Origin of the sequence: Alteromonas sp. M12 (assembly GCF_037478005.1) — a bacterium.
In the GTDB taxonomy this organism is placed as follows: Bacteria; Pseudomonadota; Gammaproteobacteria; order Enterobacterales; family Alteromonadaceae; genus Aliiglaciecola; species Aliiglaciecola lipolytica_A.
The window spans coordinates 4435836-4451434 of sequence record NZ_CP144164.1 but is presented as its reverse complement, the minus strand read 5'-3'; the positions used below and the strand labels follow the sequence as shown (position 1 = coordinate 4451434).

12 protein-coding genes are annotated in these 15599 nt (G+C 41.4%); 7 read left to right on the top strand and 5 right to left on the bottom strand.

Translation table 11 applies throughout. The features are described from left to right. Positions 1 to 96 precede the first annotated feature (96 nt). Genes VUI23_RS19150 through VUI23_RS19140 form a run of 3 tightly spaced genes read right to left on the bottom strand, consistent with a single transcriptional unit; the run spans position 97 to position 3546 of the window. Positions 97 to 1059, bottom strand: coding sequence for a BadF/BadG/BcrA/BcrD ATPase family protein (locus VUI23_RS19150; RefSeq protein ID WP_342805482.1), 963 nt, complete (start codon positions 1057 to 1059; stop codon positions 97 to 99). A 29-nt stretch (positions 1060 to 1088) separates the two neighbouring features. Continuing rightward, entirely contained in the window at positions 1089 to 2240 is a 1152-nt protein-coding gene (locus tag VUI23_RS19145; protein ID WP_342805480.1) for an SIS domain-containing protein, read from the bottom strand. Positions 2241 to 2259: 19 nt separating this feature from the next. Further along, positions 2260 to 3546: a D-tagatose-bisphosphate aldolase, class II, non-catalytic subunit gene (locus VUI23_RS19140; RefSeq protein ID WP_342805478.1), complete on the bottom strand. Its 1287-nt coding sequence runs from the start codon at positions 3544 to 3546 to the stop codon at positions 2260 to 2262. A gap of 308 nt (positions 3547 to 3854) precedes the next feature. Between VUI23_RS19140 and VUI23_RS19135 the strand changes: the two genes are divergently transcribed. The 7 genes from VUI23_RS19135 to VUI23_RS19105 all read left to right on the top strand — a co-directional run bounded on the left by VUI23_RS19135 (position 3855) and on the right by VUI23_RS19105 (position 13185). Then, entirely contained in the window at positions 3855 to 6596 is a 2742-nt protein-coding gene (locus VUI23_RS19135) for a TonB-dependent receptor (RefSeq protein ID WP_342805476.1), read from the top strand. 128 nt (positions 6597 to 6724) lie between these two features. Then, on the top strand, positions 6725 to 7639 hold the full coding sequence (locus tag VUI23_RS19130) for a DMT family transporter (RefSeq protein ID WP_342805474.1): 915 nt from the start codon (positions 6725 to 6727) through the stop codon (positions 7637 to 7639). Next, positions 7632 to 8741 carry an amidohydrolase family protein gene (locus tag VUI23_RS19125; protein ID WP_342805472.1) on the top strand — a complete coding sequence of 370 codons (1110 nt, stop codon included), beginning with the start codon at positions 7632 to 7634 and terminating at the stop codon, positions 8739 to 8741. Before VUI23_RS19130 ends, VUI23_RS19125 begins: the two co-directional genes overlap by 8 nt. Positions 8742 to 8809: 68 nt before the next feature. Then, positions 8810 to 10951 (top strand): glycoside hydrolase family 36 protein, encoded by a 2142-nt coding sequence (locus VUI23_RS19120; protein WP_342805470.1) that lies wholly within the window; start codon positions 8810 to 8812, stop codon positions 10949 to 10951. 4 nt (positions 10952 to 10955) lie between these two features. After that, a complete protein-coding gene (locus tag VUI23_RS19115) occupies positions 10956 to 11465 on the top strand; it encodes a TlpA disulfide reductase family protein (protein ID WP_216049187.1) in 510 nt (169 codons plus the stop codon). Positions 11466 to 11614: 149 nt separating this feature from the next. After that, entirely contained in the window at positions 11615 to 12394 is a 780-nt protein-coding gene (gene agaR / locus VUI23_RS19110) for a transcriptional repressor AgaR (protein WP_216049186.1), read from the top strand. Between the two features lie 71 nt (positions 12395 to 12465). Then, a complete protein-coding gene (locus VUI23_RS19105) occupies positions 12466 to 13185 on the top strand; it encodes an NINE protein (RefSeq protein ID WP_342805468.1) in 720 nt (239 codons plus the stop codon). Positions 13186 to 13227: 42 nt separating this feature from the next. On the opposite strand, the gene VUI23_RS19100 is transcribed toward VUI23_RS19105, so the two are convergent. Together VUI23_RS19100 and rtcR are read right to left on the bottom strand one after the other, a co-directional pair. Continuing rightward, entirely contained in the window at positions 13228 to 13707 is a 480-nt protein-coding gene (locus VUI23_RS19100) for a thioredoxin family protein (protein ID WP_342805466.1), read from the bottom strand. Positions 13708 to 13771: 64 nt separating this feature from the next. Next, positions 13772 to 15388, bottom strand: a complete 1617-nt coding sequence (rtcR, locus tag VUI23_RS19095; RefSeq protein WP_342805464.1) for an RNA repair transcriptional activator RtcR — start codon at positions 15386 to 15388, stop codon at positions 13772 to 13774. Positions 15389 to 15599 lie beyond the last annotated feature (211 nt).

Genomic DNA, 15599 nt, shown 5'->3' with positions numbered 1-15599 from the left:
TTTAGCCCGTCAACGAAAGCGACGATGTACTTGAAGCCTTTTAATTGTAGAACGGGCTTTAGCCCGTTGAAGTTATATCATTCGACTAAGCTCAGTTTACTTCTTTTTCAAACGCTCTAGGGCCACAGCAGAAAGTGCTTTTCCCGATAGCTTTGCTGCATAAATTGCGGCACCTATATCAGGTGGAAATTCTGGTCTTTGGATATGGTATGTGTCTGAAAACCCCTGTAATGCTTCGGAAAAGGGCTTAGTGATAATGTCGCTAGCGCTAAATGCACCGCCGGAGAAGCTAACTTTGACCTCTTCATCGCTTGAAAATTGTAATGCTTTACGGGTTCCCTCAACTATTTCAGCTAGCTGTTTACCTGCATCACTAAAGATCTGTTTAGCCAACAAGTCACCTTCTAAAGCTGCTTCAAACACAAGAGTCGATATTTGTGCTATTTTCCCTCTAGAGCCTTGCCATTTAGTTAGCACTAATGCCGACATATCCAGATCGTTGATAATATTAAAGGTTTCTTTTAACTTATAGTAAAGTGGACCTTTTATATCTCGTCCATCGCTCATACGTGAAAACAGCATCAGTCCTTTTCGACCAATCCAGTAGGCAGAGCCTTCATCACTGAATAGTTCTCCCCAACCGCCGCATCTTGCACTTTTACCGTTACGTTTACCGTAAGCAATGGAGCCTGTGCCAGCGATCATGTTAATACCATCTTGGCCTGCAAAGGCTGCAGCCCATGCATTGACCATGTCATTATCGCACTGATAGTTTTGTTGCGGGAGTATGTTAGAGGGAAGCGTTGCTAAAATTGGATCTACTCCACTATCTTCGCCAAACGCCGGCAATCCCAGGAAACCATATTCTAGTTCATTAACTGTCTTACCAGCCTTTGAAAGTAATGCGTATATACCTTTCGCTATGACGGTTTTAGCACCTTCAATACCCACTTCAACGTGGTAGCACGTGGCTTCTTGGTGACTGGCTAGAACGTCACCATGAGCGTTGATTAACACAAATGCCGTCTTTGTCCCGCCACCATCTACACCTAAAAACATGGTTATCTCCTGAGAAACAATTAACTAGATTACAGAGTGTGAATATTCACACCTTTTACTACTCGATTTACGGTTCCTGAAGCGCTTGGGTTATCAGGCTTGTTCCCCACACTGAGCGCGTTGAAAAAACCAAACACTTGGGCGCAAGCAATAAAGGGTAAAAGCAAAAAACGATCCGATAGCCTTGCCATGTTATCAAACACAATTTCATTTTCTTGAGGGATCATTGGAATTGAATCTGCTCGTATGGTGAGAACATGCCCTGCTTCATCATCAGCCTGTAATTCATTCACTAAATCAAGATCATATTGCCGCGTGAGTGGATTATTGGAGATATACACAATAACCAAGGTATTTGCATCTATCATTGCTTTAGGCCCGTGGCGAAATCCTAAGGGGGAGTCAAAACACGCCATAGTCTGACCGTCGGTTAATTCTAACAATTTTAACGCACTTTCTTGTGCTAAGCCTTTAAAAGTACCACTACCCAAATACACTACACGGCTGAATTTTTTATCCGCCAATTTCGATAGGGGTAAAATTTGGTTATTTAAAAGTTTTGTCGTTGCAGCAACAGCCTCGTTAAGTCCGGTTTCGAAATTGTGAGTTGGACAGAATAAATAAAGTGCACTAAGCAACATAGAACTGAAACTAGAAGTCATGGCAAAACTGCGATCATTTGTTTGTTCAGGTAGATATAACGCGAGTTTATTATTACCTTCACAGCGCTTCGCAAGTTCACCATCACTATTGCAAGTTATGGCTAACTGATAACATTCGTCAACAAGTTGGTCGGCATATTCCAATGCTGCAACGCTTTCCGGACTGTTTCCTGAACGTGCGAAAGAAACAAGTAGTGTCGGCACCTTAGCCTGAAAATATTCTGAAGGGTTTGACACTAAGTCAGTGGTTGGAATAGCTTCCACTCGTTTATTCAACTCGTGCATTGCAATGGGAGTGACGCACTGGCCAACAAAGGCTGATGTTCCTGCACCGGTAAAGATAATGCGAATGTTCGGCTTGTTTAATATAGGGGTCAAAAAAGCTTCTATTTGTTGTTGCTGAGACTGCAGCAATTTCAAAGTTGCTTGCCAGCATTCTGGTTGTTGACTGATTTCTTTGGCTGTCCAATAGCCGTCTAATTGTGCTAATTTTTCTTCGGAAAAGTTTAGATAATTCATAGTTTGCTGAATTCCTTGATCAATTGACTGGCTGCGGGTTACAGGCGGCAGAGTATTGTTTTAGTACTAAAGATATTTTGTGAAATATAAACCCTTTAATTGAGTTATCAATTTCACCGGCAATTAGGGCATTGTGTTGCTCAGGCATATATTGACTGATAAGTGTGAGTGGCGGCGGGTTCTGTTCAAGATTTTCTATTAATTGTGAAAGCGCTTTATCCACATTTTTATCAGGCCAGTAATATCTTATTCTGTCGCTCAAACTGTATTTGCAATCCAATTCCTGTTGTCGGCTGTCTTGCGAGTAATATTTTTTCCAGTAACTATCGTTTGTATGCATCGCTGTTAATAGGGTGTTTTTCAGATTACTCCAATCATTAGCGGCTATCCATTCTTGCTCAATACACTCCAATGCAAAACAAGCTTCTCGGAACGCGAAAGTCAGCCATGGACCTACTTTTAATATTCCAAAATGTGCTGACACTAAATCCGTCAAATGTTGTTGTGTTTGATAGTCTGTGGAGTGGGCTTCGAATACCATATTTTCGTGATGGCTAATCATTTCACTCAAGTCATGGGCTTTCTCTGGTATAAAAGCATCAATTTTGTGCAAGCCAAATTCAACACCAGGTTGCACTACCAAGCCTATAATTCTCGGCCAAACATAAGACAATCCAGCTTCTGCAAAGGTTTTCTGATGGATGGCTATCGTCGTGTTGGCATCTTCAACAGAGGTTAATTCCAATTCTTCTGAATCATCTTGAGTTCCACCGGGTACAGGTACTTCCGTTCCAATTACATAAACTGGCGCTTCGCTACCTGAATCTTTCCATGCTTTTTCTGCAACTAAGCAGAGTCTTGCAGCCCTTTTAGCAACGTCATGATCACCCAAAGGAATAGGATCATCACTACAAGACATTGAACAATCCAAATGAATTTTGCCAAAACCAGCGCGAACATATTGATCAATTAGTATTTCTGATTTTTGCATTGCCTCTTCAGCGTCAAGATGCTGCCAGCAATTGGGACCTAAATGATCGCCACCCAGTATAATTCTATGTTCATTAAGACCGACACGATTGGCCATAGCAAGTACCATTTTACGAAAGTCTTTAGGCGTCATGCCGGTATATCCGCCATCTTGGTTAACTTGGTTAGACGTTGCCTCAAGTAATAAGGTTTCATTATGTAATAAAACATGTTGCATTGCAGCTTCTATTACTAACGGGTTAGAGGTGCAGACCGCGTATACTCCAGAGCATACCCCTTTTTTTTGCTGCTTTACCATATCTAATAATACTTTCATTTTACCTCCATTTTCGATGGGTATAGCCTATATTTGGCAAAATTATGGTGGATAAAGGATGGTATGTAAACATAAAAGTTACATTAAATTTCAGTTTGTCTGATTTTGATGGTTGTTTTTGTTGTTTTTGTGTCGTTTATTTGCTTTTAAACTAAAGGGTTACAAAATAATTGCTTTTTTATGTTTCATTTTGTATTGACAATGGTTTCATTGATAGCCAATATTGTTTCTGACAGACGGCTTGGTGTAGTTCAAATAAAAAATAAAAACTATGTCGTTTCCATATATCAGGTGACAAGGTGATACTCATGAATAAACACAAAACCAAAATATTTAGACAATCAACTTTGGCGTGCGCGGTAGTTTTAGGGCTAAGTGCGCCACAAGTTGGCGCTCAGCAAAGTGATGACAGTACTGAAGTCATCGTTGTGACAGCAGTTCGAGGTAGTTTAGAAAAATCTGTTTCCATAAAACAAAATGCGAAATCTTTAGTCGATTCGATTGCGGCTGAAGAGTTAGGGCGTTTCCCCGATGATAACGTGGCTGACTCCCTTTCACACATTTCAGGTATCACCGTTAGTCGGACTCGAGGGGGAGAAGCGCAATATGTCAATATTCGCGGATTAGGTCCAGAATTTAGTATTGTAACCCTTAATAACCGTATTCTTGCCACCGATGATGGAGGACGTAATTTTGCGTTTGACGTTATTCCTTCAGAAATGATCAATGGTGCCGATGTCTGGAAAACCGTTGAAGCTAAAGGAATTGAAGGAAGTATCGGTGGAGCTGTTAATTTGAAATCAGCTAAAGCACTCGATAATCCAGGGCAACACGGGGTGTTTTCTGCCACTGCAGATTACAATGATTTATCTGAGGAGGTGGGAAAAAAGTTTAATGCTATTTATAGCACAACAACAGATGACGAAACTTTAGGCTTTATTGTCGGTGTAACTCACGCAAACGGAAATGAGCGGGCTGATGATATGTTCGACAACTTTGTCTTTGGTGTACAAGATGAAATGTCCTACGATGTGAATGCTGACGGTATAATCAGCGCCAATGAAGAAAATTTAGTCATTCCTGGCTCCTATGCGCTTGGTTCTTATGCTACTGATTTTTCACGAACTGGTGTTACTTCAAACTTGCAATGGCGTCCAAACAATAAGTTGCAAGTTGGTGTCGATATCATGCTTACAAAGTTGGAAGCAGACTCCACCGGTTATACGCAATCATTCTACATGGCAGATGAAAGCGAGGCTCAAAATCGTTTATCTAATATCGTGCTAGATGGCAATGTTATCACTGCCATGGACGTAGCAGATGTAAGTATGGAGGTTGTGACGTTAGACGAACACCGTACCGTCGATACATCTTTGTTTGGTTTAAATGCAAAGTATCAATTAACTGACGATTTGATTGTTGAAGCAGATGTATACCGCTCTCAATCAGAGCGTGATTCAGGTGGTAAAAATACTTTTGTCGTAGCAGGGGCTCCTGGTGCACATAGCGGTCATTATGAACTTAATAATGGTGGTTTGCCGGATTATATCCCGACTTGGACCGAAGGCCGTAGTTCCAATGATTTTGGGAATGACGACTTTTCCCCCCATTGGGCGGCAAGAGATGGAAGTGATATCAAAGATACGGTTACCGGGTTTTCTTTGGATAGTGAATTGAGCTTTGACCATGATGTACTTGTGTCGTTGGACTTTGGGGCTGCTTATACTAGTCGCAATAAAACCAATACGGCTTACGATAACTACGAATATGGTGCTTGTAACTACTGTGGTTATCCGTTTACGTTTGGCGAAGTGGGTGCGGATGTGGTTCGTGACTTTCCGTACGATAATCTGTTTGCTGGTGAAGGGGCGAATATTCCCCGTTCTTTTCCGATTTTTAGCATCCCAGATTATGCTGCTGGCCTAGCGGCTTCTGATGGAATGACAATTGTTGATTACCTTGGCAATGAACGTACGTTTGGAGAAAATGAATCTGAGCTCTGGGAGCCTATTTACAACCCAGTTAATTCTTATGATATTGAAGAAGATACAACCGCATTATATTTACAAGCTAATTTTGAAGGTGATCGATGGTTTGCCAATGCCGGTCTTCGCTGGGTAAAAACCGAAGTCACGGCTATGTATTCTTACAACAATATCGAATCAATTCAGATTGTTAATCCAGACTCGTCGAACCCTTCTTGGGACGTCGAATACTCCGATAGCGCGGCACAAACCGCAAATGGTAGTTACAGTAAAATTCTGCCAGCAATCAATTTTGGTTTTCATATTACTGATGACTTGCTTTTGCGGGCTGCCGCGGCGCAATCCCTATCTCGTCCGACTCTCGATCAACTGGCCCCATTAACTACAGATAATGCGCAATCTGGGTTGTTTACTATGGATATCAGTGGAAATCCAAATATTGAACCTGTATTTTCCGACCAAGCTGATATGGCACTGGAATGGTATTTCGAAGAAGGTGGCTTGCTAAATGCGACAGTTTTTTGGAAAGAATTAGATGGTTTCATTACATCGAACACCACAAGAGAAGAAATTGCCGGAGAGAGCTTTCAAGTTACCCAGCCAATCAATGGTGATTCAGCCGAAGTTTTTGGTTTGGAACTTGGGGTTCAGAAATTCTTTGAAAACGGCTTCGGTTTTACGGCTAGTTATGCTTATACCGATACCAGTACTGTTGTAAATGGCGAAGATGCAGGCGCATTGCCAGGCGTTGCTGATACCTCTTACTCGTTCTCTGTAATTTATGAAAAAGACCGATTAAGTGCGCAGCTAGCGTTAGATTACACTGGTGATTTAGTTGTCGATGCATTTAGTCCATTGGGAGATGATTATCAGACGACCATGGAAGAAAGCAAGATTATGTCGTTGTCGGTAAAGTATGACGTAACTGATTATTTGCAGTTGTCAGTTGAAGGTCAAAATTTGCTTGATGAGTCTAATCGTAGCTTCCAAGGACGCCCCGATTTACCGGCATCTATTCAACTTTACGGTAGAACCTTTAAAGCGGGTTTGAGATACGATTTTTAATTAACGACTAATCGAGCCTAAGGCGTTTGCCTTAGGCTTTGAGTCAATGGTTAAAGTTTTGAATTACATTTATTTACTAATACGCCAGTTGCGTTGCTCAATAATAAAAACAAGATAGGAAGATAAGAATGCAGTCAAAAAAATGGTTAATCTTTGCCATGGTAACCACGATTTCGTGGGGACTTTGGGGCGCATTAACTGCGGTATTTGCTAATCAATCAATTCCATCAACGGTGGTTTATAGCATATGGGCCATTACGATGATTATTCCTTGTATTGTCGCCTTGAAGCTCATTGGTTGGAAATTGGAGACCGACAAGCGCTCTATTTGGCTGGGTTGTTGGATTGGTTTCTTAGGCAGCGGTGGTCAAATGTTACTGTTTTACGCCGTATCTGTTGGTCCTGGTTACTTGATTTTTCCGATTGTCTCTTTATCGCCAGTGATTACCATTGCGCTCTCTTTAGGCTTGCTTAAAGAACGAACTGGTTTACTAGGTGGGATTGGTATCCTACTAGCAATGTTGGCGTTACCCTTGTTTGAGTATTCACCTGCTGGTGAAGAGCAGAGTTACGGTGTGCTTTGGTTCTTGTTAGCACTTGGTGTCATGGCTGCATGGGGAGTTCAAGCATTTTGTATGAAGCTTTCAAACCATCATATGAGCGCTGAAAGTATCTTCTTTTATATGACAGTCACCGCAGTTTCATTGATTCCTGTTGCTTTCCTAATGACAGATAGTAACGCACAGGTTGATTACAGTTTTTCTATGCTATTTGAAACAGCTTCGGTACAAATATTAAATGCCATTGGTGCGTTGTGTTTGGTTTATGCGTTTCGTTACGGCAAAGCCATCGTTGTTTCACCATTAACTAATGCTGGAGCGCCACTGTTATCTACCGTACTGACTATAGTGATTTTAGATGTGATACCTAATAACGTAAAAATTGCGGGCATTATTATTGCCACTATTGCTGCGCTAATTTTGGCGTTAGAACCAGAAGAAAAACCGCAGAATTCAACTTTGGAGGGGCGTGCAGGTGAATAAGTTTATAGCTTCCCTAAATTCAATACTGTTGTTAATCATAGCAGCAACACTGATCTCTTGCAGCCACTCTAAAGCTGGCAAAGATGAAATGTCAGATCATTACACAATGTCTGACTTCGCCAGTGTTAAAAAATTTGATACCCATGTGCACGCAAATAAGCAAGCTACGGCATTTATTGAACAAGCTCAAGCAGACAACTTTGAGCTATTGACTATTAACGTCGATTACCCTGATTTTCCGCCTATCGACGAACAACAAGCTATTGCCTTATCATTAACCCAGGCCTACCCGAAAACCCTGTATTTTGCTGCCACTTTTTCAATGCTCAATTGGGACAATCCTTCGTGGGCATCCGCGGTGCAAAAACGTTTAGATAAGGCCCTTGCCGATGGTGCTAAGGCCGTAAAAGTTTGGAAGAACATTGGCATGTCGTTCCGAGACAGCGAACAGCAGTTGGTGATGATTGATGATGCAGGTTTAGATCCTATATTTAATCATTTAAGTCAATTACATGTTCCCGTAATAGGACATCAGGGAGAACCCCATAACTGCTGGTTACCCATAGAGCAAATGAGCGTGAATAATGATAAACAGTATTTTGCTGCGCACCCTCAGTATCATATGTATTTGCACCCAGAAATGCCCAGTTATGAAGCGCAAATGCTAGCTCGTAACAATATGTTAGATAAACATCCTAAAATGCGCTTTATTGGTGCTCACCTAGCCAGTTTAGAGTGGAGTGTTGATGCCATGTCAGAGTTTTTGCAGCGCTATCCTGACGCGACCATTGATCTAGCTGCTCGCATGGGACAAGTACAAGCCCAGTCAGTAAATGATCTTAACAAAGTTAGAGCATTTTTTATAACCTATCAAGATCGCATCCTGTATGCCACAGATCTTACCCATAGTTCCGAAGCTGCAGATCAAGAATTTAAAAATAGCGTCCATCAAAAATGGTTGGAAGATTGGCGTTACCTTAACACAGACTCAGAGTTCACGGTGCCTGAAGTAGACGGCATCGTAACCGGCTTGAAGTTACCCAAAGAAGTAATCGATAAGATTTATTATCACAATGCTCGCCGAGTGTTTAGCATCAATTAATTACAATTAGAAAGGGTAGGTGGGCCTTTGTTGGCCCATCTACTGAACCTAGTAAATGGAGAATATCAATGAGATTCAAGTTCGCCACTCGATTGGCTGCCATTTTAGTGAGCGTGCCTTTGCTGCATGCTTGCATCACTCCGGAAGAGCCGAAAAATGAAGTCATCAAAGTCGAAAATAGCGGTATCACCCTTGAGTTCGATGGGCAATTGCGCACTCGTGTCTCTGCCACCCTAGGCGATAAAATTAATGTGCTTGGTGACTATCAGACAAGTGAGTATCTGGTTACTAAATCAGGTGAGTTAGTTGATAATTTTAGGGTGCTCAATAGTACTCAGCAAAAAGTTGAATCTGAACTAGGTAAGGGCATCCAAACCACTTTAGTTGGCTTGGCTTCCAATGGCTTACAAAAACAACTACAAGTACAAGCTTTTCCTGACTTCCCTAATACACTGTTTATTCGAGTCACATACAAAAATACCGCTGAGCAAAGTGTGATTCTGACTAAGTGGGTACAAAATGCCTATCAACTTTACGCCACTAACAACACTGGGGAAACTCATTTAGCTAGTCTGCTTAATGATTCTGAGCCAGATTTTTGGTCTTATCAGGGCGCATCTTATGAGGATCGCCGAGATTGGGTAATGCCTTTAGCTCCCGGTTATGAGCAACAAAACTATATGGGAATGAATGCCACCGATTATGGCAGTGGTACCGCAGTTGCTGATATTTGGCGAAAAGATATAGGATTAGCCATAGGTCATATCGATTTGAATCCAAAATTGGTGTCATTCCCTGTTACTTACCCTGCAAATGAACACATCATAGATAAAGCGGCTTATTTACAGGTTGAGTTAGAAAAAACCGTGAAGTTAGCCCCTGGAGATGAATTGACCACCCTGGATACCTTCGTATCTGTCCATCAAAAAGATTATTACGCAACACTGAAAATGTATCGCAACGTAATGGCGCGTAAGGGTCTGACCATGGCGGATGTTCCGGAGTCGGCTTATGAGCCTATTTGGTGTGCTTGGGGTTACGAACGTGATTTTAGTTTTGAAGAAATACTGCAAACTTTACCAAAAGCTAAAGAGTTGGGATTGGAATGGGCCGTCTTAGACGATGGCTGGCAAACGGCAGAAGGGGATTGGTATCTTGATCCAGAAAAATTCCCCAATGGTGATGCTGACATGAAAGCATTTGTTGGTGATATTAAATCTGCTGGATTGAAAGCCAAGTTATGGTGGGCGCCATTGGCTGTGGATCCTGGTACCGATATGATTGAACAACATCCTGAAATGTTGCTGCTTAATGAAGATGGTAGCACTCGAGATGTGACCTGGTGGGACAGTTACTATTTATGTCCCGCGGACGAGCAAGTCCGTCAACACAGTGTTGAGCTAGTTAAAAAGATGCTTGGTGAATGGGGTTATGAAGGTTTAAAAATTGACGGCCATCACTTAAACGGAGTTCCTCCTTGTTATAACCCAGAACACAATCACGCTACTCCTGAGGCATCAGTTGAAGCCCTAGCTGATTACTGGAAGTTACTTTATGACACTGCCATGGAAATTAACCCTGAAGCGGTAATAGAAATATGTCCTTGCGGAGACTCATATGCATTCCACAACCTCCCTTACATGAATCAAACCGTTAGCTCTGATCCACTAACATCTTGGCAAGTAAGATTAAAGGGGAAAACTCTAAAAGGCTTAATGGGGGAATCAGCACCTTATTACGGGGACCATGTTGAACTTAGTGACGATGCCAGTGATTTTGCATCATCTTTCGGCATTGGAGCGGTTCTTGGGACTAAGTTTACGATGCCATCAGACAATGAAGCGGCGCAGCAGTTTCTGCTCAACCCTGAAAAAGAAGCCATCTGGAAGCAATGGTTTGATTTATATAACCGCAAAATGCTTCCTAAAGGCACTTACTTAGGTGAACTATATGACATTGGTTTTGATCGCCCTGAAACCCATGTTGTTGCCAAAGATGGCAAGCTATACTTCGCATTTTATGCTGATAGTTTTAGTGGCAATCTTGAGTTGCGCGGTTTAACAGCTAAACAATACCGAGTAACAGACTATTTCCACTCAAAAGAACTAGGGGTAGTGACGGTAGCTAATGGTAATGCAAAATTGAACGCTGAATTTGACCAATTTCTATTGGTAGAGCTAACCCCAATTGCCAATAGTACAGTAGAGTAAACTCATGATTCGCTGTTGCTTATTACTTCTAACGGTATTTGCCAGTTCAATGTGTCTGGCAAATACCCAATCAAGCATGCAAGATCAGTTAGCACCAGAGTTGGTATTAGCCAATTTAAATAATACGGCAGAAATTGACTTAGAACACTATAAAGGCAAAGTAGTATATGTGGATTTTTGGGCTTCTTCATGTTTTGCATGCCGCTTGTCTTTTCCGTTTCTAAACAAACTTCAGGCTAAATATGCCCAGCAAGGGTTTGAAATAGTGGCAGTTAATACTGACGCTTCAAAACAAGATGCTTTGGACTTTTTAGCCAAATACCCTCTTAACTACCCTGTAGCCTGGGATCCAGAGGGTACGTCAGCTGACGCCTACCAAGTGCGAGCCCTGCCTACAGGATTTTTAATCGATGCATCTGGCAAAGTTCGACTGGTACATCTAGGGTTCTCAGTGCGTCACGAAGCCTATTTAACCGCGCATGTGGAAAAATTATTGGCTGAAATGATTGAGTAGACCGCGTCTCAAAAGCTGGATAGCGCGAATGAAGAACATGCACTATTACGATGTGAAAGTTACATAATGAAAGTTACATTGTGTAAAGGTTTCATTCAGATTAGAATGAACATAGTTACAAATGAAACTTAAATGGAAAAGGTAAAACTATGCGCGACACCAGTCACAGACGTGAACATATAGCTCGGATGCTCAAAGAGAACGGCAGCGTTCAAGTGCTTCCTTTGATTGAGCAATTTAACGTATCTGGTGTCACGATTCGCAAAGATTTACGCTTTTTAGAAAACCAAGGCATCGCCACGCGTTGCTATGGTGGCGCTATGTTAAATGACATTGGTTTGTTTGAAACTGAAACCACCTTTGATCGCAAACAAGCTCTGCATGCCGAGGAGAAATCCAGTATTGGTAAAATTGCTGCAGATTTAGTTAACGACGGTGATGCTATTATATTGGATTCTGGCTCGACAACGCTTAAGTTGGCTTCTCATTTAGGTGGTCGAGAGAATGTTACAGTGGTGACTAACAGCTTAAACATCGTCAACGAATTGAAACTTCAAGAGCATATAGAAGTGATGTTATTAGGCGGTACTCTCAGACATAAAAGTCAGTCATTTTTTGGCAGCAGTGCGTTAGCAACCCTTAAAGATTTGCACGTAGATAAACTCTTTTTAGGTGTAGATGGCTTTCATATGGATAAGGGGATTTCTACCCATTTTGAAGCTGAGTCTTTGTTAAATCAGTTAATGTGTAAAGTTGCCAGTGAAATAATAGTGGTCACAGACTCATCTAAATTTGGTCATGTTTGTCTACATAAAATTCTTGAACCAACGGGAGTCAATCAAATCATCACCGACAGTAATATTCCCCAAGACTATCTAGATGGTCTGCGCCGAATTGGTATTAAAATCACTCTTGTCGATGTAGATTAAAATCCAACCAAGCCATTTCTTGTCAACCTCCAGTAAATTTGAATATACTGTATCAAAATTAGGGAGTTAGCATGGATAGCAGGTGTAAACAGTGTGGTATTTTAAATCCAATTGATTTTCCTAAGTGTCTTAGTTGTGGGGAAATTCAAGATACCTTCCATTATAAAAGTCGAATCGCTGCGGCGACCCTTGCATTTTTTGGTGGCATGTTTGGTTTTCATCGTTTTTTCTTAGGCCAGTGGTGGGGAATATTTTATTTATTATTCTTCTGGACGTACATTCCTTGGTTAGTGGGGATCATTGAAGGCATTATCTTCTTAAATACTACTCAACATGATTGGAATAAAAAGTACAACCAAGGTGTTTCCGCTGGAAAAGAAAAAGGCACTGTTGTAGTCATTATTGCCATTTTGATACCAATCTTTTGTATTATTGGAATATTAGCGGCTATCGCTATTCCGGCATATCAAGGTTACCTAGTAAAAGCTAAGATGGCCGAAACACAAGTGATGGCGAATACAGTTATGACTGCTGTTGAAGTGTATGCGTTATCAGAGGAACAGTGGCCCCAAGATATTTACGACTTGCCAATAACGGGACGTACATCCAATTCACAGGTGAGTGCGGTGGAGGTGAATAATGGGGTCATTTATGTGCGGTTTTCTCCTGACTCAGGGGTTAACGGCAACATGATTTTAATTCCTGAGCCTACTGACAGGGGCATTTACTGGGATTGCGAGCAATCCACAGTGTCCCGAGATTATTTGCCTAGCAAATGTCAATTTAACTGAAGATTTTTGCGCGCAATGGCAGCATGTTTAATTGACACTTAATTATTGAACGCTCAATACTTTGTTCAAATTGCCAATAAATTCCATTGAATCGAATGTGAGTGGCAAACGAGTAAGTTTTTCGCCCGTAGAGTCGAGAATTAACAATACCGGATACCCAGTTACGCGGTAACGTTCAGCGAATTGTTGCCCTTGTTCTGTATCATAGTCGACCCGGGCAAACACGAAGTTTTCATCAATTACGTCCTTGACTCTGTCATTGGAAAAAATTGTGCTGTCTAATTTACGACAAGTGGGGCACCAAATCGCAGACATGTCAGCCAACACCAATTTATCATGGGCCTGGGCTTTCGCCAGCGCCACATCAAAGTCAAGCATCTGGATTTGAATTTTGTCTTTCGCTTGCTGACCTAAATGACTTTGATACCATTGATAAGCTAAGTAAATAAAGGTAGCGACGATAATAAACAGAACTATATTGACCAATTTATTATTCGATTTTGATGTATTTTCAGATGACATTGTCTTTTTAATTACCTCTTGATTGTTGCGCCTTTTAAACTAGACCTGTGCTTTTTGCGTTTTATTACACACTCGTTTGCAAATTATCGTTGAGTTGCGTAAAGCTTAATCCAAATTTTTGTAAGTAAACCCGTAATCTATGGGAGTCGTTGCTGCTTATTTTGTTTTGTCTGCTAACGTTAAACAATTTACGACCTGCATCGGCTAAATTTTCTGATGATAAACAAACGTGTATAACATTTTGTAATTGCATCTGGTCGAACATATCCATCGCAGCAAGTTGATGTTCGTCAAGATAGCGACTTAACTCTACCTGTTTTGTGATCGCTCCACTATGCCATCGTTGATTTAAACGAATAATCTCCGCATCTACAGTCGCTGAATCAATTCGCCCTCCTTTGCTTAACGTCGCCATGCGTTTTACGCTGGCGTTGAGATCACGAAAGTTGGCGGTCCATAGGGCCTTTTCACTGCGGGCAAACTGTAAATAACGTTTTTTTGCTTCACTTCCAAAACGAATATGCACATCATTAAGCCGCGCATACTGACGTAATTCAAAATCTAAATTTGGCTCAAAATCTTCGATACGTTGTTTAAGTGCGGGTAAACGCCAGTTCCAAATGTCAATTCTGGCAAGCAAGTCTTCCCGAAACCGACCTTGCGCCACAGCACTACGCAAATCTAAGTTCGTACCTGCAATTAATTGAAAATCGCTGTATACCGCTTTATCACTGCCTACTGGATAAAATTGTTTTTCTTCAATGGCATGCAGCAACATGGCTTGTTCATCAATGCCTAATTCGCCAATCTCATCTAAAAATAAAATACCCTGGTCGGCATTTTTTAGATAACCATCACGGGCACTTTGCGCGCCAGTGTATGCACCTTTGATATGTCCAAATAAAGCAGACATAGCCCCATCACCAACTAGGGTGGCACAATTGACAGCCACTAAACTGCCAACAACACCGCCACGAGAAACCTTTAATTCGTATATACGTCTAGCCAACTGGGTTTTGCCCGCGCCTGTGGGGCCTTCTAGTAACATTGGGTCTTTAGCGTTGATTGCTACCTGCTCAATTTCTTCAATCAATTGGTTAAACGCAATGTTGCGGGTTTGAATGCCTGCTTTTAGAAAATCTCTTGCGGATGCGGCTTGTTCCGAAAAGCGGGCCGCTAAGGCTGCATATTTAGACAGGTCCAAATCGACAATACTGATCACACCTTTAGCCCGATTTTCTGCTTCAGGGTCTGGCGAAACCTGAACCAACTTAGAAGCAGGATATATTTGTGCTTCGCTTAACATGAACATACAGATTTGGTTGACGTGGGTACCCGTGGTGATATTCAAGTAATAGTCTTCTTTGTCGGTATCAAAATCATAGTGGCTGGCATGTTGATATAACCAATTGTACACATCGGCAAAATCCCAAGGATCATTCCAAGCCGTTTCTACTAATACCACCTCGGTAGCAGGAGATACCTCTACAACATCGGCGCTTATTCGCCGCGCTAAATTAAGGTGCGAGGGTTCATACAATAATTCTAATCTATCGACCTGAAAATTATCTTGCATCACAGCACTGATGGTGGGGCGCCAGGTTTGCCAGCGTTTGGCACCACGGCCCTTATGGTCCTTTACCACTCCCAGAATGGTAAACATCACATTTTTGCGACTCATGATTTTCAACCTATCTAATAAAATATAACTTTATCTAATTAGATATATTTTGTGAAGTTGTCTTTTGAGGTGTTGTCTTGTGGAGTGGTAATAAATTTATATTTATCAATGATATAAATTTTATTTCTAAGTTTTTATTTTTGTGGCACAGCACTTGTAATACATCAATTGTTTTTAACGAAGCGGAGTTGTTTCAAACGGCAACCTGATA

What these genes read in the sequence shown, in the direction of transcription:
- VUI23_RS19105 (WP_342805468.1), top strand. Translation starts at nt 12,466, where the DNA reads ATGGATAGCAGGTGTAAACAGTGTGGTATTTTAAATCCAATTGATTTT.
- VUI23_RS19140 (WP_342805478.1), bottom strand. Translation starts at nt 3,546, where the DNA reads ATGAAAGTATTATTAGATATGGTAAAGCAGCAAAAAAAAGGGGTATGC.
- VUI23_RS19100 (WP_342805466.1), bottom strand. Translation starts at nt 13,707, where the DNA reads ATGTCATCTGAAAATACATCAAAATCGAATAATAAATTGGTCAATATA.
- rtcR (WP_342805464.1), bottom strand. Translation starts at nt 15,388, where the DNA reads ATGAGTCGCAAAAATGTGATGTTTACCATTCTGGGAGTGGTAAAGGAC.
- VUI23_RS19145 (WP_342805480.1), bottom strand. Translation starts at nt 2,240, where the DNA reads ATGAATTATCTAAACTTTTCCGAAGAAAAATTAGCACAATTAGACGGC.
- VUI23_RS19120 (WP_342805470.1), top strand. Translation starts at nt 8,810, where the DNA reads ATGAGATTCAAGTTCGCCACTCGATTGGCTGCCATTTTAGTGAGCGTG.
- VUI23_RS19135 (WP_342805476.1), top strand. Translation starts at nt 3,855, where the DNA reads ATGAATAAACACAAAACCAAAATATTTAGACAATCAACTTTGGCGTGC.
- VUI23_RS19115 (WP_216049187.1), top strand. Translation starts at nt 10,956, where the DNA reads ATGATTCGCTGTTGCTTATTACTTCTAACGGTATTTGCCAGTTCAATG.
- VUI23_RS19130 (WP_342805474.1), top strand. Translation starts at nt 6,725, where the DNA reads ATGCAGTCAAAAAAATGGTTAATCTTTGCCATGGTAACCACGATTTCG.
- VUI23_RS19150 (WP_342805482.1), bottom strand. Translation starts at nt 1,059, where the DNA reads ATGTTTTTAGGTGTAGATGGTGGCGGGACAAAGACGGCATTTGTGTTA.
- agaR (WP_216049186.1), top strand. Translation starts at nt 11,615, where the DNA reads ATGCGCGACACCAGTCACAGACGTGAACATATAGCTCGGATGCTCAAA.